This window comes from Nocardioides sp. P5_E3 (assembly GCF_054049275.1).
In genome coordinates this window covers 1-18,312 of sequence record NZ_JBFUMR010000033.1, presented here as the reverse complement: position 1 = coordinate 18,312, position 18,312 = coordinate 1, and the positions used below count along the sequence as shown (strand labels likewise).

The window sequence follows — 18,312 nt, the reverse complement described above, 5'->3', positions numbered from 1 at the left end:
GACGGGTGACGTGCTCAGACAGTAGCGACGTCGGTGTCGGGCTTGCCGATGCTCTTGAGCGCGATGACGGCAAAGGCACCGACGACCACGCCGGCGGCGAGCGCGATCAGGTAGCCGAGGACGTTCTCGACGGCGAACAGCACGAAGATCCCTCCGTGCGGGGCCCGCACGCCGACCTCCATCGCCATCGACAGCCCGCCCGTGACGGCGCTGCCGGCCATGATGCCCGGGATGACGCGCAGCGGGTCGGCCGCGGCGAAGGGGATGGCACCCTCGGTGATGAACGACAGTCCCAGCAGCCAGCCGGCCTTCCCGTTCTCGCGCTCGGGGATGCTGAACAGCCCGGGCCGAACGACGGTGGCCAGCGCCAGGGCGATCGGCGGGACCATGCCCGCCAGCATGACCGCGGCCATGATCTGGAGCTCGGGTGCGTCGCTGGCCAGTGACGCGCCCCCGACACCGACGGCGGCAAAGGTGTAGGCGACCTTGTTGAGCGGACCGCCCATGTCGAACGCCATCATCAGGCCAAGGACGATCCCGAGGAGGATCGCGCTGCTTCCCGACATCGAGTTGAGCCCCTCGGTCAGCTGCTCCATGAGCCAGGAGATCGGCCTGCCCAGCACGATCAGCATCGTCAGGCCGGCCAGCACCGACGCGAACAGCGGGATGACCAGGACCGGCATCAGGCCGCGGGCCCAGGTCGGCACCTTCCAGCTCGCGATCCAGTGGGCCGCGATGCCGGCCAGGGCGCCGCCGATCATCGCGCCGATGAACCCGGTGGCCGGGTAGGCGACGCCGTCGGAGGTCTGCACGTTGAACAGGTTGGCCGAGAGGCCACCGAGGACGAAGCCCGGTGCGATGCCGGGGCGGTCGGCGATCGCGTAGGCGATGTATCCGCCCAGGGCTGGCAGGAACAGCGCGAAGGCCGTCTTGCCGATGATGAAGAAGAGCGCCCCTATGTAGGCCATCAGTCCGGAGTTGAACAGCGCGTGGTCGAGCCCCAGTGCCTCGGGGTCGGGGAGGTTGAAGAGGCCGTTGTTGACGGCGATGTCACCGTAGGGGCCGACGATCTCGTAGCCACCGAGCAGGAAGCTGAGAGCGATCAGCAGACCGCCCGCGGCCACGAACGGGATCATGTAGGAAACGCCGGTCATCAGGACCCGCCGGACGCGCCCACCCCACGACTCCTCGGCTACGACGCCACCCCCGCCCGAGGCCTCGCCCTCCACGCGCGGCGATCCCGCTGGATCGGCGGCGTAGCGCAGCGCCTCCGCGATCATCGCGTCGGCATCGTCGATCGGGCGCTTCACGCTCGAGCTCACCATCGGCTTCCCGGCGAACCGGCCGCGGTCCCGCACGCCGACGTCGACGGCGAAGATCACCGCGCCGGCGCGGGCGATCGTGTCGTGCGGCAGCGGCGTGGCACCCACCGAGCCCTGGGTCTCGACCGCGATGTCGACCCCGGCGCGCTCAGCGGCGGCCTCGAGGGCCTCGGCGGCCATGTAGGTGTGGGCGATGCCGGTCGGGCACGCGGTGACGGCGACGAGCGACGTCGTGGCGGGAGCAGCGGTGGCTGTCGCGGCAGGAGCCGCGGCGCCGGCGTGCTGCCCGGCGGCGGTCGTCTCCCCGCCACCGGCGACGGCTGCTCCGGCGGGCGCACCGGACGCCGGGGCGGCGTGCTTCGGGGCCGGCGCGGGCTCGCCGAGCTCGTGGGCGACCAGGTCGACGACCTCCTCGTCGCTCTCCGCGGCCCGGAGCGCGTCGGTGAAGGCGGGCTTGACCAGGGCGCGGGCCAGCTTGGTGAGGATGGTGAGGTGGTCGGCGTCGCCGCCGGCCGGCGCGGCGATGAGGAACGCCAGGTCGGCCGGGCCGTCCTTCGCGCCGAAGTCGACGGGCGGCTCGAGGCGCGCGAAGGCGAGCGTCGGCACCTCGACCCCGGCCGTGCGGCAGTGCGGGATCGCGATGCCGCCCGGGAGACCGGTCGCGGAGGTGGACTCGCGCGCGAACGCGTCCTCGATGAGCTGGTCCTTGCTGGTGGCTCGGCCGGCGTCGTCCACGACGCCGGCGAGGGCGCGGATGACGTCGTGCTTGTCCGAGCCCCAGTCGGCGCCCAGCCGGACGAGGTCGGTGGTGATCAGTGAGGTCATGCTGTGCCTCCCGTGGAGGGGGTGAGGGCGGTGACTCCGACGAGCTCCGTGCGGAGCTGCGACGGTTGGGGGATGGTGGTACCGGGGAGCCCTGCGGCGGCGCTGCCGTAGGCGACGGCCAGTGCGAGGCGCTCCGGGGCGGGCAGCCCCCGGATGTCGCCGAGCAGGTAGCCGAAGAGGCTGGAGTCGCCGGCACCGACGGTGCTGACGACTGTGGTGGGGGGCGGGGTCGCGTGCCAGGCGCCGTCGGGCGTCACGAGCACGGCGCCGTTGCCGCCGAGGGTGGCCAGCACGGCTCCGACGCCGCGTTCGATGAGCTGGCGGGCGGCCGCCGCGGTCGCGCGGGGGTCGGACTCCAGCTCGTCGGCGTCGCCGCCGGTGAAGGAGGCGAGCTCCTCGCCGTTGGGCTTCATCAGGTCGGGCGCGGAGTCCGGCAGCGCGTCGACGAGCGCCTGCAGCGGGGCCTCGCTGGTGTCGACGGCCACGCGGCCGCCCACCTCGCGCAGTCGTCGTACGAGCTCGGCGTAGAACCCGGGAGGGGCGCCTGCGGGCAACGACCCGGCGAGCACCGTCCAGTCGGCGCTCGAGGCGCGGACCAGCACGGCCTGCGCCATCAGCTCGAGGTGGAGCGGGAGCACGGCGGCGCCGGGGGAGTTGAGCTTGGTCGTCGTGCCGTCGGGCTCGGTGATCGTGAGGTTGACCCGTACGTCGCCGGCGGGTCGCACCGGCCGGCAGTCGATGCCCGCGCCCAGCAGCTCGATGACGAAGGCGTCGTCCTTGGCGGCGGGTACGACGGCGATGCTGGGGATGTCGGCGGTGACGGCGGCCCGGGAGATGTTGACGCCCTTGCCTCCCGCCTGCGAGGTCACCGACGCCACCCGGTGCACCTGGCCGCGAGCCAGCTCGCCGTCCAGGGCGACCGTGCGGTCGATGCTGGGGTTGGGGGTGAGGGTGAGGATCATGCGACCACCACCTCGATCCCGGCGCTCTCGAGCGCCCGGAGGTCCGCAGGCTCCACGTCGCTGTCGGTGACGAGGACGTCGAGGCTGTCGAGGGTCGCGAACCGCACGGCCGTCTCGACGCCGAGCTTGGTGGAGTCGGCGAGCACGACCGTCTTGCGCGCGCAGGCGATCATCGCGCGCTTGCTCGCCGCCTCGTCGCTGTCGGGGGTGGTGAGCCCGTGGCCGACGGTGAGCCCGTTGGTGGCGATGAACGCCACGTCGGCGCGGAGGTCCGCCAGGGCGGCGACGGTCTCGGCGCCGACCGCGGCGTGGGTCGTGGGCCGCACCTTGCCGGGCAGCAGGTGGAGCTCGATCTGGGGCAGCCCGGCCAGCCGGGTCGCGACCGGCACGGCGTGGGTGATGACGGTCAGCCGGTGGTCGCGGGGGAGGGCGGCGGCGAAGCGCGCGGTGGTGCTGCCCGCGTCGATCACGATGACCGAGTCCGGGGGCGGCAGCAGGGAGACGGCTGCATTGGCGATGGCCTCCTTGGCCTGAGTGTTGGACTGGTCGCGCTCACCGATGCCTGACTCGATGACGGTGAGCGAGCCGGCCGGGACCGCGCCGCCGTGGACGCGTCGGACCAGTCCCATCCGATCGAGCGTGGACAGGTCGCGGCGCACGGTCTCGGTGGTGACCTCGAACTGCTCCGCCAGCTGGACCACCGAGAGCCGGCCGCGCCGACTGATCAGGTGGGCCATCGCCTGCTGGCGCTCTTCCGCGTACATCCGGTCCACCTTCCACGTACGTCGACGAACGATCTGTGTATGTGTTGTTTTAGTCCCGAATGTGTTGCTTGTCAACAACCCGGTGTTCTACGGTGTGTCCATGACCACATCCGCCGACCCATCCGCGACCACGCTCAGCGGGACCCCGGTCGTCCCGGGAGTCGCCGCCGGACCCGTCCTCCACGTGCGCGGCGAGGTGTCGCCCGACGCGATCGCCCGCTACGGCGACGGCGACTTCGCCGACGCCGACGCCGCGCTGACGGCCTACGACGACGCCGCGGCCGCGGTCGCCGAGACCTTCACCGCCAAGGCGGCCTCCGCCCAGGGCGCGGCGGCCCAGGTTCTCACCGCGAGCGCCGGGCTGGCCCGCGACAAGGGCCTGCGCTCGGGCGTCGCCAAGAACCTGCAGGCCGGGCAGGGTCCCGTCACCGCGGTGCAGGGAGCGGTCGAGCAGTTCGTCACGATCTTCACCAACATGGGCGGCCTGATGGCCGAGCGCGTCACCGACCTGCGCGACATCGAGCGGCGCGTGGTGGCCCACCTGGTGGGTGAGCCCGCCCCCGGCGTGCCGACCCCGAGCGAGCCGTCGATCCTGGTGGCCGAGGACCTGGCCCCGAGCGACACGTCCGGCCTCGACCCCGAGCTGGTCACCGCCCTCGTCACCGAGCGCGGCGGCGCCACCAGCCACACGGCGATCATCGCCCGCCAGCTCGGCATCCCGTGCGTGGTCGGCGCCGCCGGCATCATGGCGGTCCCGGCCGGGGCCTTCGTGGTCGTCGACGGCGAGGCCGGCACCATTGAGCAGGGCGCCGACCCCGAGGCGGCCCGCGCGCGCGTCGAGGAGAGCCGTCGCCTCCGCGAGGAGCTCGCCAGCTGGAACGGCCCCGCCGCGACGTCCGACGGCATGCCGGTCAAGCTGCTCGCCAACGTCGCCGACGGCCCCTCCGCCGAGTCCGCGGGGGTCGAGCCGGTCGGGGGAGTGGGCCTGTTCCGCACCGAGCTGTGCTTCCTCGACCAGAAGGAGGAGCCGACCGTCGAGGAGCAGGCGGAGATCTACAGCGCGGTCCTCGCGCCCTACGCAGACGGCCGCTACGTCGTCGTACGCACCCTCGACGCCGGCTCCGACAAGCCGATCGCGTTCGCGACCCACGAGGGCGAGGAGAACCCCGCCCTCGGTGTCCGCGGACTGCGGCTCAGCTTCGACAACCCCGGCCTGATGGACCGCCAGCTCGACGGCATCGCCGCCGCGGCCGAGCGGACCGGCACCGAGACCTGGGTGATGGCGCCCATGGTCGCCACGGTGGCCGAGGCCGCCGACTTCTCCGCCAAGGTCCGCGCGCGCGGGCTCAAGGCCGGCGTGATGGTCGAGATCCCCAGCGCCGCGCTGCTCGCGCACCGGATGCTCGAGGTCGTCGACTTCCTCTCGATCGGCACCAACGACCTCACCCAGTACGCCATGGCCGCCGACCGGATGGCCACCGACCTCGCGCACCTGACCGACCCCTGGCAGCCGGCCGTGCTCCAGCTCATCGCGATCACGGCCCACGCCGGCACCGAGGCCGGCAAGCCCGTCGGCGTCTGCGGCGAGGCGGCGGCCGACCCGCTGCTCGCCACGGCGCTCATCGGGATGGGCATCACGTCGCTCTCCATGGCCGCGCGCGCCGTACGCCCCGTGGGCGCGCAGCTCGGCAAGGTCAGCTTCGAGACGTGCGAGGCGGCGGCCGAGGCCGCCCTGGGTGCTCCCGACCCGATGGCCGCGCGAGCCGCCGTCCGGGAGCTGCTCGGTCACTGAGCGTTGATGGACCCCCGCCTCGTCAGGCGGGACCAGCCTCGGGAGATCGGCCTCCGGCCCGTGGCTCTGGTGATGTCCCCGGAGGCGCCGTCCACCTCAACACGGAGGAACCCATGACATCAGCGTACGACCGCTACCGCGCGGCCGATCTCGACCTGCCGGAGGAAGCCTGGGCCTGGAACCTGTGGGGCGCGGGCGAGGACAACATGGGCAAGGACGGCGCGCCCGAGCTGGTCGCCATCCCCGAGACCGACGCCGACCACATGCTGGTGCGCATCGACAGCGTGGGCCTCTGCTTCTCCGACGTGAAGATCATGCGTCAGGGCGGCAGCCACCCGAAGCTCTACGACCGCGACCTGGCGAAGGAGCCCACCCGGCTGGGGCACGAGGTGAGCCTCACCGTCATCGAGGTCGGTGACCACCTCCAGGACCAGTACCACGCCGGCCAGCGGCTGGCCGTGCAGCCCGACATCTACCAGGACGGCAAGAGCACGGCCTACGGCTACACGATTCCCGGCGGACTGATCCAGTACCACCTCATGGGTGCGGAGATGCTCGAGACCGACGACGGCGCCTGCCTGCTGCCGCTCCCCGACACGATGGGGTACGCCGAGGGCTCCACGCTGGAGCCCTGGGGCTGCGTGATGGCCGCCTACACCCAGCGTCGCCGCCTCGAGCCCAAGGCCGGCGGGACCATGTGGATCGTCGGCCGGCCCGGCGACGAGCGCGACTACCTCTTCTCCTCCGGCCTGGACGCCCCGGCCACCATCGTGATGACCGACGTGCCCGCCTCGGTGGCGGAGCTCGTGGAGCGCACCTCGGCCGACACGGTCGTGCGCAACGGCATCGGCGCCGACGACTACCAGGCACTGGTGGACGAGCTGACCGACGGCGCCGGCTTCGACGACATCGTCATGCTCGATCCTCGTTCCGCGGCGACGGCGGGTGCCGTGGCCAAGCACATCGCCCGGCGGGGCACCCTCAACATGGTGGGCGAGACCGCTCTCGACGGCCTGGTGGACACCGACGTGGGCCGTCTGCACTACGACTACACCGCCTACCTCGGCGGCCGGGGCCCGGACATCGCCGCCTCGTACGGAGAGGCGCGCAACCGCTGTGACCTGCGTCCGCAGGGCACGACGGTCTTCGTGGGCGCCGGCGGCCCCATGGGGCTGATGCACGTCCAGCGGGCCATCCAGCAGCCCGACGGCCCCCGGACGATCGTCGCCACTGAAGTGAGCGACGAGCGCCTGAAGGCCCTCGAGGACCGTCTGGCCCACCTGGCGGCGAGCAACGACTGCGAGCTGCTCACCTTCAACTCGCAGACGTCGGAGGAGTCCCTCCACGACTTCGTCATGGGGATCACCGACGACCGGGGGGCCGACGACGTGGTGGTCAGCGTCCCCATCTCCGGCGTGATGGCCGAGGCCGACACCCTGATGAACGCCGACGGCATGCTGGTCTTCTTCGCCGGTGTCCCCAACGGCACGCTCGCGCCGCTGAACCTGAGCGCGGTGTACCTGGACAACGCCCAGTACACCGGGACGTCCGGACTGACCATCCACGACCAGCAGCAGGTGGTCGACCTGGCCAACCGGGGTGAACTCTCCCCGGGATCCATCGTGGGCGCCGTCGGCGGCATGCGCGCGGCCAAGGACGGGCTCCAGGCCCTGGTCGACGGCAGCTACTCCGGGAAGGTCCTGATCTTCCCCCAGATCCACGACCTCCCGCTCATGGGGCTCGACGAGCTGAAGGAGAAGCTCCCGGACGTCGCCGCGAAGCTGGGACCCGGCGACACCTGGAACGACGAGGCGGAGAAGGCGCTCTTCGACAGCCAGCTGAGCGGCTAGCGCCGCCTGTCCGGGGCAAAGCCACAAGGTCGGGCACAAATCGTGCCCGAATGCTTGGCAACATGCCCGAACGTGAGGTTTAATCGCGACATCATGTGATGGGGGTCACCCCCGCGTTCGACTGGAGGACATCAGCATGGCCACAACATTCACGGCCCCCACCGGCTCCGGTGCCAGGGTGCGCGTGCAGAAGTTCGGCACCTTCCTCTCCAACATGATCATGCCCAACATCCCGGCACTGATCGCGTGGGGACTGCTCACCGCCCTGGTCATCGACGTCGGCTGGCTGCCGAACGCCGACCTCGCCACGATGGTCGGCCCGATCATCCACTACGCCCTTCCGATCCTCATCGCCGCGACGGGCGGCCGCATGGTCCACGGCGACCGCGGTGCCGTGGTCGGTGGCTTCGCGGTGATGGGAGCGATCGCCGGCTCCGACCTGCTCGTGGCGAACTTCAACGCCGACCTGCCCGCGGGCGACGCCCCGCTCGGCCAGGTGCACATGTTCATCGGCGCGATGATCCTCGGCCCCCTGACGGCCTACATCATGAAGCGGCTCGACGCCCTCTGGGACGGCAAGGTCAAGGCCGGCTTCGAGATGCTCGTCAACATGTTCTCGGCCGGCATCCTGGCGTTCGTGATGGCGATCGTCGGGTTCTGGGTCGTCGCTCCCGTGGTCAACGAGGTCATGGAGGTCCTGGGCAACGCGGTCGAGTGGCTGGTGGACAACAACCTGCTGCCGCTGACCTCGATCGTCATCGAGCCCGCGAAGGTCTTCTTCCTCAACAACGCCATCAACCACGGCGTCCTGACCCCGCTGGGTCTCACCGAGGCCGCGGACACCGGCAAGTCGGTGCTGTTCCTGCTCGAGGCGAACCCCGGTCCGGGCCTCGGCCTGCTGCTCGCCTACTCGTTCTTCGGCCGCGGTGTGCCGAAGGCGACCGCCCCCGGCGCGGCGATCATCCAGTTCTTCGGCGGCATCCACGAGATCTACTTCCCCTACGTGCTGATGAAGCCGCGCCTGATCCTCGCCATGATCGCCGGCGGCATGACCGGCGTCGCGATCAACGTGGCGTTCGACGTGGGCCTCCGGGCGCCCGCGGCCCCGGGCTCGATCTTCGCGGTGTACGCACAGACCGCCAGGGGTGACTACCTCGGAGTGACCCTCGGCGTCTTCGGCGCCGCGGCCGTCACGCTCGTCGTGGCGTCGCTGCTGCTGAAGATGGACAAGTCCGACGACGAGGGTGACCTGACCGCTGCGACCGCGCAGATGGAGGCCACCAAGGGCAAGAAGTCGTCGGTCGCCGGCGCCCTGACAGGTGGCGTGGCCACGGCCACCGCCACCGCCACCCGCGAGATCCGCAACATCGTCTTCGCGTGCGACGCGGGGATGGGGTCCTCGGCGATGGGTGCCTCGGTGCTCCGCAAGAAGATCCAGGACGCCGGGCACCCGGAGGTGACGGTCGTCAACAAGGCGATCGCCAACCTCGAGGACAGCTACGACCTCGTGGTCAGCCACCAGGACCTCACCGACCGGGCCCGCCAGAGGACACCGTCCGCCGAGCACGTCTCGGTCGACAACTTCATGGCCAGTCCACGCTACGACGAGATCGTGGAGATGGTCCGCGAGAACAACCGGACCTGACGCCCGGACGGTCGAGCCCGGCCCTCCCCCCGGGGAGGCCGGGCTCGACCCTTCGGCGACCACCCTCCGCCGCGAGCGTGTGGTCTGATGATTTCCACCCAGGATCTCCAGCCAAGATTTTCCAGCCAACCCGACACTGCGAGGAAGAGAGACGCCCCATGAGCGACGTACTGAGCAGGGAGGCCATCGTGCTCGGCGGCCAGGCCACGGACAGGGACGCAGCGATCACCGAGGCCGGTCGGCTGCTGGTCGCGAGCGGCGCGGTCGACGAGGCCTACGTCGACGCCATGCACGAGCGCGAGACCTCGGTCTCCACGTTCATGGGCAATGGGCTCGCCATCCCGCACGGCACCAACGAGGCGAAGGCGCTGATCCGCCACACCGCGATCTCGTTCGTCCGCTACGACCAGCCGATCGACTGGAAGGGCAGCCCGGCCCGCTACGTCGTGGGCATCGCGGGTGCGGGTGACGACCACCTGACCGTGCTGCAGGCCCTCGCCGGCGCGTTCACCGACGACGCCAGCATCGCCGCCCTCGACGCGGCGCAGACCCCGGACGACGTGCTCGCCGTCCTGGGCGACGTCAGCGCCTGAGGCGGTCAGACCGCAGTGACGGCGACGGGTACGCCGTTGAGCGCGGCGTTCCCCGACACGTCGAGCAGCTCGGGGTCGGTGAGGTCGTTGACGGAGACGCCCGGCACCTCGCGGCTGCGTGACATCAGGACGCCGTCGCCCGCGTGGCCGTAGCCGTGGGGGAGCGAGACCACGCCCGGCATCAGGTCGTCCGACGCGGCCACCTCCACCTCCACCGACCCGACCCGCGAGGTGACCCGCACGCGCGAGCCGTCCTCGATGGCACGCTGCGCCAGGTCGTCGGGGTTCATCAGCAGCTGGTGGCGCGGCCGGCCACGGGTGAGCCGCTCGGAGTTGTGCATCCAGGAGTTGCAGTCGCGCTGGTGGCGGCGGCCGATGAGGACCAGCTCGTCGGCTGCGGGAGCCGGGACGCGCGCGAGACGGGCCACGTCCTCCACCACCAGGGCGGGCGCCAGGTCGACCCGCTTGCTCCGCGCCGGCAACCGGTCGGGCAGCTGGCCGCCGCGGAGCGGACCGAGGTCGACGCCGGCCGGTCGCCTGCGGAGCTTGGCCAGGGTGACGCCGCTCGACCCGCGGCGCAGCAGCTGCCCGATGAGGAAGGTGGGGCTCGCGGTCAGCCGGGCCCGTTGCACCAGCCGCTTCTTGAGCGGGGCCTTGCGGTCCAGGCGCGCTGCCGTGCGCAGGGTGATCTCGCGGAAGACCTCCCAGTCGTGGCGCTGGTCGGGCTCCTTCTCGAAGACGGCCGGGGTGAAGCGGGCCGTGTTGCGCACGGCCAGCAGGTGGAAGACGAGGTCGTAGTGGTCGCGCTCGAGCGCCGTGGTGGGCGGCAGGATCACGTCGGCGTGCCGGGTGGTCTCGTTGACGTAGATGTCCACGGCGGCCATGAAGTCGAGGTCGCGCAACGCGCGGTCGAGCCGGGCGCCGTCGGGCGTCGACAGCACCGGGTTCCCGGCGACAGTGAGCAGGGCCCGGACCTGTCCCTCGCCGGGCGTCTCGATCTCCTCGCGCAGCGCCGCCACGGGAAGCTCGCCGGCGGTCTCCGGCAGCCCGCGCACCCGCGAGCGCCAGGCGTCGTGGTGGCCGCGGCCGATCAGCCCCGTGCCCACAGCGTCGATCGCCGGGGTCGTGAACATCGCTCCGCCGGGGCGGTCGAGGTTGCCGGTGAGCACGTTGAGGCAGGTCACCGCCCACTGGCACACGGTGCCCCACGGGCCGGCGGACACGCCGATCCGGCTGTAGACGACGCCGGAGTCCGCGGCCGCGAGCTCGCGGGCGAGGCGGCGGACCTCCGCCGCCGGCAACCCGCTGACCGCCTCGGCGCGCTCGGGGGTGAACCCGGCGACGAGCTCGACCACCGTGTCCAGCCCGTCGACGTACGACGCCACGGTGGGCAGGTCGTTGGGCGAGGCCTCGGCGGTGAGGACGTGCAGCATCGCGAGCAGCACCCACGCGTCGGTGCCCGGTCGGACGAAGTGGTGCTCGTCGGCCACCTTGGCGGTCTCGGTGCGGCGCGGGTCGAGGACGACCATCCTGCCGCCGCGCGCCCGCAGGTCGCGCAGGCGCTGCGGGAAGTCGGGCACCGTCATCAGCGAGCCGTTGGAGGCCATCGGGTTGCCGCCGACCACGAGGAACCACGACGTGCGGTCGATGTCGGGGATCGGCAGGAAGAGCTGGTGGCCGAAGACGAGGTGTGCCACGAGCTGGTGGGGGAGCTGGTCGACCGAGGTGGCGGAGTAGCGGTTCCTCGTCCGGAACGACTTGAACATCGCAGTGCCGTGCGTCATCGACCCCAGGCTGTGGGCGTTGGGGTTGCCGAGGTAGACGCCGAGCGCGTCGTCGCCGTGCTCGTTGATCACGCGCGCGAGGTTGTCGGCGACCAGGTCGAACGCCTCGTCCCAGCCGATCTCCTGCCACCGGGCGTGGTGGCCATCGCCGACACGACGGACCGGGCGCCGCAACCGGTCGGGGTCGGCGTACACGTCGGCGATCGCCACCCCCTTCGGGCAGATGTGCCCGCGGGACAGGGGATCGGCCGGGTTGCCGCGCACGCCGACGACGTCACGCCCCTCGATCGTCAGCTCGAGGCCACAGATCGCCTCGCAGAGGTTGCAGACACCGATCCGCCTCTCGCCCATGTGTGGATCGTCGCACGCCGCACCTCCCACAGGGGGATGACAGCGCAGCGGTCGCGCGCCAGACTCGGCCGAGCCCGGGCCGGGCCACAGGGCCGCCGGGCAGCATCCACCAACAGAACGGAGCACGTCATGGGTTTCGGAGGGCCGATCGGCCTGATCGTCGTGGGACTGATCCTCGCGCTGGCGTTCAACCAGCAGCAGGTGGGTCCCCTCGAGGTCACCACCCTGGGATGGATCCTGGTCCTGGCCGGGGTGCTGTGGCTGGTGCTCACGCTGATCCAGCAGAACACCAAGCGGCAGCACACCACGACCGCCACCACCACCGACGCCCAGGGTCGCCAGGCGTCGACGCAGCGGACCACCGAGTCCGACCCGCCGGCCCCGCCGGCCGTCTGAGCCGCTCGCGGTCCACGTGAACAGGAGCCCCCGCCGGACACGGCGGGGGCTCCTGCGGCGTCGGGCGTGGATTGGGGGAGCCGAGCCGCTCGTTGGTACGCTCGACCGGTTGCCCAGGAGGGCGACACGCCGTCACGACGGCCGCGGAACCAGAGTGCCCCGGTGAACAGGCCCGGGCGCGCCGCGCAACGAGAACCGAAGGAGCCCCCATGTCGATTGGTACCGACGCGGAGACCAAGAAGAAGATCATCGCCGAGTACGCCCTGACCGAGGGTGACACCGGTTCCCCCGAGGTCCAGATCGCGCTGCTCAGCCACCGCATCTCGCACCTCACCGAGCACCTCAAGACGCACAAGCACGACCACCACAGCCGTCGTGGTCTGCTGCTGCTCGTCGGCCAGCGCCGCCGCCTGCTCAACTACCTGCAGAAGACGGAGATCGAGCGCTACCGCTCCATCGTCGAGCGCCTCGGCCTCCGCCGCTGAGTCACGGAGCGGCTCCCCGCCACGGGGAGCCGCTCCTCTCACATCCGGGCCGCGCCGCGCTAGTGTCGTCCCGGCACAACTGAAACAACACCCAACAGGAGCGACCCGCCTCGTCGCCCGGTCCTCGGTAGTGGCCTTCAGATCCCCGCCCTCGGGCGCGTCGATCTGCGGGCCTCGATCGAAGACCGGCCCCGCGGGACCTTCGATGGTCCACCGCATGAGGGGTGGACGCCGCGGATCGCTCCGCGAAGAGAAAGCAGGATCCTGCTTCCATGAGTGAACCCATCATCTCCGCTGTCGAGACCGTCCTCGACAACGGCAAGTTCGGCAAGCGCACGGTCAAGTTCGAGACCGGCCTGCTCGCCCGCCAGGCCGCCGGCTCCGTCACGGCCTACCTCGACGACGAGACCATGCTGCTCTCGGCGACGACCGCGGGCAAGACGCCCAAGGACCACTTCGACTTCTTCCCCCTGACGATCGACGTCGAGGAGCGGATGTACGCCGTGGGCCAGATCCCCGGCTCCTTCTTCCGCTCCGAGGGTCGCCCGGGCGAGGACGCGATCCTCACCTGCCGCCTCATCGACCGGCCGCTGCGCCCGACCTTCAAGAAGGGCCTGCGCAACGAGGTCCAGGTCGTCATCACCGTCATGGCGCTCGACCCCGACATGCCCTACGACGTGCTGGCCATCAACGCCGCGTCGCTGTCGACCCAGCTCTCCGGCCTGCCGTTCTCCGGCCCCGTCGGCGGCGTCCGCGTGGCGCTCATCGACGGTCAGTGGGTCGCGTTCCCCAGCCACTCGCAGCTCGAGTCGGCCGTCTTCGACATGGTCGTCGCCGGTCGCGTCACCGAGACCGGTGACGTCGCCATCATGATGGTCGAGGCCGAGGCGCCCGAGGACACCATCGCCCTCGTGCAGGGCGGCGCCCAGGCGCCGACCGAGGAGGTCGTGGCCGGTGGCCTCGACGCCGCCAAGCCCTTCATCAAGCAGCTCGTCGAGGCGCAGGCCCAGCTCGCCGCCGAGTCCGCCAAGCCGGTCCAGGACTTCCCCGTCTTCCTCGACTACGAGGACGACGTCTACGCGGCCGTCGAGGCCGCCGCGAAGGACGACACCGCCGCCGCGATGACCATCGCCGACAAGCAGGAGCGCGAGCTCAAGGTCGACGAGATCAAGGCCGCGCTGGTCGAGAAGCTCTCCGGCCAGTTCGAGGGTCGCGAGAAGGAGATCGGCGCGGCGTTCCGCTCGCTCAACAAGGCGCTGGTCCGCCAGCGCGTGCTGCGCGACAAGATCCGCATCGACGGCCGCGGCCTGGCCGACATCCGTCCGCTGCACTCCGAGGTCAACGTGATCCCGCGCGTCCACGGCTCGGCGCTGTTCGAGCGTGGCGAGACCCAGATCCTGGGCGTCACCACCCTCAACATGCTCAAGCTCGAGCAGCAGCTCGACACGCTGTCGCCGGAGAAGCACCGCCGCTACATGCACAAGTACGTCTTCCCGCCGTTCTCCACCGGCGAGACCGGTCGCGTGGGCTCGCCCAAGCGCCGCGAGGTCGGCCACGGTGCGCTCGCGCGCCGCGCGATCCTGCCCGTGCTTCCGTCGCGCGAGGAGTTCCCCTACGCCATCCGCCAGCTCTCCGAGGCCATGGGCTCCAACGGCTCCACCTCGATGGGCTCGGTCTGCGCCTCGACCCTGTCGCTGCTGCAGGCCGGTGTGCCGCTGAAGGCCTCCGTCGCCGGCATCGCGATGGGCCTCATCTCCGACGTGGTCGACGGCGAGACGCAGTACGTCGCGCTGACCGACATTCTCGGCGCCGAGGACGCGTTCGGTGACATGGACTTCAAGGTCGCCGGTACGCGCGAGTTCGTCACGGCCCTCCAGCTCGACACCAAGCTCGACGGCATCCCCGCCGAGGTGCTGGCGTCCGCCCTCAACCAGGCCCGCGACGCGCGTCTGGCGATCCTCGACGTGATGGCCGAGGCCATCGACGCCCCGGAGGAGATGTCGGTGCACGCGCCGCGCATCATCACCGTCCGCGTGCCCGTCGACAAGATCGGCGAGGTGATCGGTCCCAAGGGCAAGGTCATCAACCAGATCCAGGACGACACGGGCGCGACGCTGTCCATCGAGGACGACGGCACGGTCTACATCGGTGCGACCAACGGCGAGGCAGCCGAGGCCGCCAAGGCCGCGGTCAACGCGATCGCCAACCCGACGATGCCCGAGATCGGCGAGCGCTACCTCGGCACCGTGGTCAAGACGACCAACTTCGGTGCCTTCGTCTCGCTCATGCCGGGCAAGGACGGCCTGCTCCACATCAGCAAGCTCCGCGCCCTGGCCGGTGGCAAGCGCGTGGAGGCCGTCGAGGACGTGCTGTCGGTGGGCCAGAAGGTCCAGGTCTCGATCGCCGAGATCGACGACCGCGGCAAGCTCTCGCTGGTCCCCGTCGTCGACGAGGCGGAGGGTGACTCCGAGGAGTCGGTCGACGCCCCCGAGGCCGTCGACGCCGAGTGACCTGACGCTCCTGCTCCACCCACGACCGGTCGGCCGTCTGGCCGGCCGGTCGTGGCGCTTCACCCCCTGCGCCACTCGTGAACCGCCCCTGCTCCGCCCGGAAGGACCCCTGTGCAGAAGAACGGCACCACCCGCACCCTCCACACCGTGAAGGACGCCGACGGCGCGGTCACCTCGCGCGTACGACGTACGGTCCTGCCCAGCGGCCTGCGCGTCGTCACCGAGCAGATGGCCGGCACCCGCTCGGCGAGCATCGGCATCTGGGTGGCGGTCGGCTCGCGCGACGAGACGCCCGCGCTGCACGGCTGCTCGCACTTCCTCGAGCACCTGCTCTTCAAGGGCACCCCCGAGCGCACGGCGATGGACATCTCCGTCGCGCTCGACGCGGTCGGCGGCGAGTTCAACGCCTTCACGACCAAGGAGTACACGGTCTTCCACGCGCGGGTCCTCGACGAGGACCTCGGCACCGCCGTCGACGTGCTCGGTGACATGGTCACCGCCTCGACCATCACCGCGGCCGACGTCGAGGCCGAGCGCGACGTCATCCTCGACGAGATCGCCATGCACGACGACGACCCGGACGACGTGGTGCACAACCTCTTCGCGCACCAGGCGTGGGGTGACACCCCGCTCGGTCGCCCGATCGCCGGCACCGACGCCTCGATCACCGCGATGACCCGCGCCCAGATCCAGCGCTTCTACCGGCGCCACTACCGCCCCGACAACATGGTCGTGTCGGTCGCCGGCAACATCGACCACGCCACCGTCGTACGCCAGGTGCGGCAGGCGTTCGGTCGCGGCGGCTTCCTCGAGGGAGCGGCCGACCCGACGCCCTCAGTGCAGTCCGAGCGCGCCCGCAAGGTGACCCCCGGCGAGGCGCGCACCATCCGCCCGCAGGAGCAGGTCAACCTGGTCCTCGGGGTCAAGGGGATGACCCGCACCGACCCCCGCCGCTACACCCTCGGCGTGCTCAACACCGCCCTCGGCGGCGGCACCTCCTCGCGGATGTTCCAGGAGGTGCGCGAGCTGCGCGGCCTGGCCTACTCCGTCTACTCCTTCGCCAGCCACCACGCCGACGCAGGTGTCGTCGGGGTCTCGGTCGGCTGCTTGCCCGGGAAGTACGCCGCCGTGCTCGAGACCGTGCGCAGCGAGCTGGCCAAGGTCGCGGCCGAGGGCCTGACCGACGAGGAGGTCGAGCGCGGCAAGGGCCAGCTCAAGGGCGGCCTCGTGCTCGGCCTGGAGGACTCCGGCTCGCGGATGTCGCGCATCGGCAAGGCCGAGCTCGTCCACGACGAGCTGCTCACGATCGACGAGGTGGTCGACCGGATCGAGGCCGTCACCCCCGAGGACGTCGCCACGCTCGCCCGGGAGCTCTTCACCCAGCCCGAGCTGCTCGCCGTCGTGGGGCCCACGAAGTCCTGACGCTCAGCGCTTGGCGATGATCCCGATGACCGGGGGAGCCTTCTGCTCCACGACGCTGACCCGGAAGCCGCCGCGGAGGAGGTTCTCGGAGGCCTTCTTCACGATGTTGGGCACCAGCTCGGGACGGGCGGCCTCGTAGAAGAGGTAGACCGCGCCCCCGGGGACGACGCGCTCGTGCAGGAGGGCGACCTCGTCGTCGCAGGGGCGCACCCAGAACAGGTTGACGTTGAACGCGAAGACCTTGTTGAGGCGCTTGACCGGGACGCGGAGCGTGGCGAGGTCGATCTGGCGCACGACGAGCCGGCCGGCGTCGACGTACTTCTGGTTGCGGCGCTTGGTGCGGTCCACGCCCGACTCGGATCGGTCGATCGCGAACAGCTTGCCGGTCTCCAGCTTGGCGCAGATCGCCTCGGCGCCGGCGCCGGGACCGCAGCCGATCTCGAGGACCTGGTCGGCCGGTTGGACGTCCATGAGGTCGACGGCCCACTTGATGCGCGGCGGGATGGTCGAAGCAGGCATGGCCCACAGCCTGCCAGACGGCTGTTCGCGCGTCAGCCACCGCCACACACCGATACGCACAGGCCGATACGGTTGACCGCGTGAGCACAGGAGACGATGCACAGGTCCGGGCACAGATCCGGGTGGGCGTGCTGGGCGCCCGCGGCAAGGTCGGCTCGGAGGTCTGCCGGGCCGTCGACGGGGCCACCGACGCCGAGCTGGTGGCCTCGGTGGACGCCGGCGACGAGCTCGAGGAGCTCGCCCGGGCTGGCGCCGAGGTGGTCGTGGACTTCACCCACCCCGACGTCGTGATGGACAACCTGCGCTTCTGCATCGAGCACGGCATCCACGCCGTCGTCGGCACGACCGGCTTCGACCAGCCCCGGCTCGACCAGCTCGAGGCCTGGCTCGCCGACGCCCCGGGTGTCGGCGTGCTGATCGCCCCCAACTTCTCCATCGGCGCGATCCTGATGATGCGCTTCGCCGCGCAGGCCGCCCCGTTCTTCGAGTCGGTCGAGGTCGTCGAGCTGCACCACCCCGACAAGGCCGACGCCCCGTCCGGCACCGCGCGGCGCACGGCTGAGCTGATCGCCGCCGCCCGCCGCGACGCCGGCAGTGCCCCGATGCCCGACGCGACGTCCACCGGCCTCGAGGGCGCGCGTGGCGCCGACGTCGACGGCGTCCGTGTGCACGGCCTGCGCGTCCGCGGCCTCGTGGCGCACCAGGAGGTCATCCTCGGGACGGCCGGGGAGACCCTGACGATCCGCCACGACTCCCTCGACCGGGTCTCGTTCACGCCCGGCGTGCTCACGAGCATCCGCGCCATCGGCGACCACCCGGGCCTCACCGTCGGGCTCGACGCCTTCCTCGACATCGGCTGAGTCCCGGAGCCGAGCGCCCTTCCCGGAGCGCCAGCGGGCGTAACCCGCCGTCGCGGCCGCTCGTTGGGGAGGGTGTCGGGCCCACTCGGGTGCCCGGCCCACCTCTCGGAAGGCCCCATCCATGCGCAGAACCGCAGGACTCGCCGCGCTCGCCGTCGCCGCCGCCACCGCGGCGGCGCTGCCGCTGACCACCGCCTCGACCGCGCAGGGCGCGCCCGCGGCGGTCCGGGCC

The 18,312-nt window shown here is 71.4% G+C and carries 14 protein-coding genes; 9 read left to right on the top strand and 5 right to left on the bottom strand.

Annotated elements, in window-relative coordinates:
- Nucleotides 1–14: 14 nt before the first annotated feature.
- From ACXJKB_RS18705 to ACXJKB_RS18695, 3 genes are read right to left on the bottom strand one after another with little or no spacing between them, the layout of a single operon-like run.
- The gene (locus tag ACXJKB_RS18705; RefSeq protein ID WP_457191030.1) at nt 15–2,147 is read right to left on the bottom strand and encodes a PTS fructose transporter subunit IIABC; all 2,133 of its coding nucleotides are present in this window, start codon (nt 2,145–2,147) and stop codon (nt 15–17) included.
- The gene (locus ACXJKB_RS18700; protein WP_457191028.1) at nt 2,144–3,109 is read right to left on the bottom strand and encodes a 1-phosphofructokinase family hexose kinase; all 966 of its coding nucleotides are present in this window, start codon (nt 3,107–3,109) and stop codon (nt 2,144–2,146) included. The genes ACXJKB_RS18705 and ACXJKB_RS18700 overlap by 4 nt, the downstream gene beginning before the upstream one ends.
- Nucleotides 3,106–3,873: a DeoR/GlpR family DNA-binding transcription regulator gene (locus ACXJKB_RS18695; protein ID WP_457191026.1), complete on the bottom strand. Its 768-nt coding sequence runs from the start codon at nt 3,871–3,873 to the stop codon at nt 3,106–3,108. Before ACXJKB_RS18695 ends, ACXJKB_RS18700 begins: the two co-directional genes overlap by 4 nt.
- Nucleotides 3,874–3,973: 100 nt before the next feature.
- Between ACXJKB_RS18695 and ptsP the strand changes: the two genes are divergently transcribed.
- The 4 genes from ptsP (at nt 3,974) to ACXJKB_RS18675 (ending at nt 9,753) form a co-directional block, all read left to right on the top strand.
- Complete coding sequence (gene ptsP, locus ACXJKB_RS18690; protein ID WP_457191024.1) at nt 3,974–5,665, top strand: phosphoenolpyruvate--protein phosphotransferase; 1,692 nt, start codon at nt 3,974–3,976, stop codon at nt 5,663–5,665.
- 113 nt (nt 5,666–5,778) lie between these two features.
- Nucleotides 5,779–7,515: an alcohol dehydrogenase catalytic domain-containing protein gene (locus ACXJKB_RS18685; RefSeq protein WP_457191022.1), complete on the top strand. Its 1,737-nt coding sequence runs from the start codon at nt 5,779–5,781 to the stop codon at nt 7,513–7,515.
- Nucleotides 7,516–7,651: 136 nt separating this feature from the next.
- Complete coding sequence (locus ACXJKB_RS18680) at nt 7,652–9,160, top strand: PTS mannitol transporter subunit IICB (protein WP_457191020.1); 1,509 nt, start codon at nt 7,652–7,654, stop codon at nt 9,158–9,160.
- Between the two features lie 158 nt (nt 9,161–9,318).
- Nucleotides 9,319–9,753 (top strand): PTS sugar transporter subunit IIA, encoded by a 435-nt coding sequence (locus ACXJKB_RS18675; RefSeq protein ID WP_378543272.1) that lies wholly within the window; start codon nt 9,319–9,321, stop codon nt 9,751–9,753.
- Between the two features lie 5 nt (nt 9,754–9,758).
- Here ACXJKB_RS18675 and ACXJKB_RS18670 read toward each other — a convergent pair whose 3' ends face one another.
- Entirely contained in the window at nt 9,759–11,888 is a 2,130-nt protein-coding gene (locus ACXJKB_RS18670; protein ID WP_457191017.1) for a molybdopterin-dependent oxidoreductase, read from the bottom strand.
- A gap of 129 nt (nt 11,889–12,017) precedes the next feature.
- Between ACXJKB_RS18670 and ACXJKB_RS18665 the strand changes: the two genes are divergently transcribed.
- From ACXJKB_RS18665 to ACXJKB_RS18650, 4 genes are all read left to right on the top strand, one after another.
- Nucleotides 12,018–12,284, top strand: a complete 267-nt coding sequence (locus ACXJKB_RS18665; protein ID WP_191196801.1) for a DUF6458 family protein — start codon at nt 12,018–12,020, stop codon at nt 12,282–12,284.
- A gap of 209 nt (nt 12,285–12,493) precedes the next feature.
- Nucleotides 12,494–12,769, top strand: coding sequence for a 30S ribosomal protein S15 (rpsO, locus tag ACXJKB_RS18660; protein ID WP_056906479.1), 276 nt, complete (start codon nt 12,494–12,496; stop codon nt 12,767–12,769).
- 272 nt (nt 12,770–13,041) lie between these two features.
- Nucleotides 13,042–15,279, top strand: coding sequence for a polyribonucleotide nucleotidyltransferase (locus tag ACXJKB_RS18655; RefSeq protein WP_457191014.1), 2,238 nt, complete (start codon nt 13,042–13,044; stop codon nt 15,277–15,279).
- A gap of 111 nt (nt 15,280–15,390) precedes the next feature.
- Entirely contained in the window at nt 15,391–16,701 is a 1,311-nt protein-coding gene (locus tag ACXJKB_RS18650) for a M16 family metallopeptidase (RefSeq protein WP_457191012.1), read from the top strand.
- Between the two features lie 3 nt (nt 16,702–16,704).
- Here the strand turns inward: ACXJKB_RS18650 and ACXJKB_RS18645 are convergent, their stop codons facing one another.
- A complete protein-coding gene (locus ACXJKB_RS18645) occupies nt 16,705–17,220 on the bottom strand; it encodes a class I SAM-dependent methyltransferase (protein WP_191196803.1) in 516 nt (171 codons plus the stop codon).
- 116 nt (nt 17,221–17,336) lie between these two features.
- Here ACXJKB_RS18645 and dapB point away from each other — a divergent pair, with 116 nt between their 5' ends.
- Nucleotides 17,337–18,080, top strand: coding sequence for a 4-hydroxy-tetrahydrodipicolinate reductase (gene dapB, locus ACXJKB_RS18640; protein WP_457191100.1), 744 nt, complete (start codon nt 17,337–17,339; stop codon nt 18,078–18,080).
- The last annotated feature ends 232 nt before the right edge of the window (nt 18,081–18,312 follow it).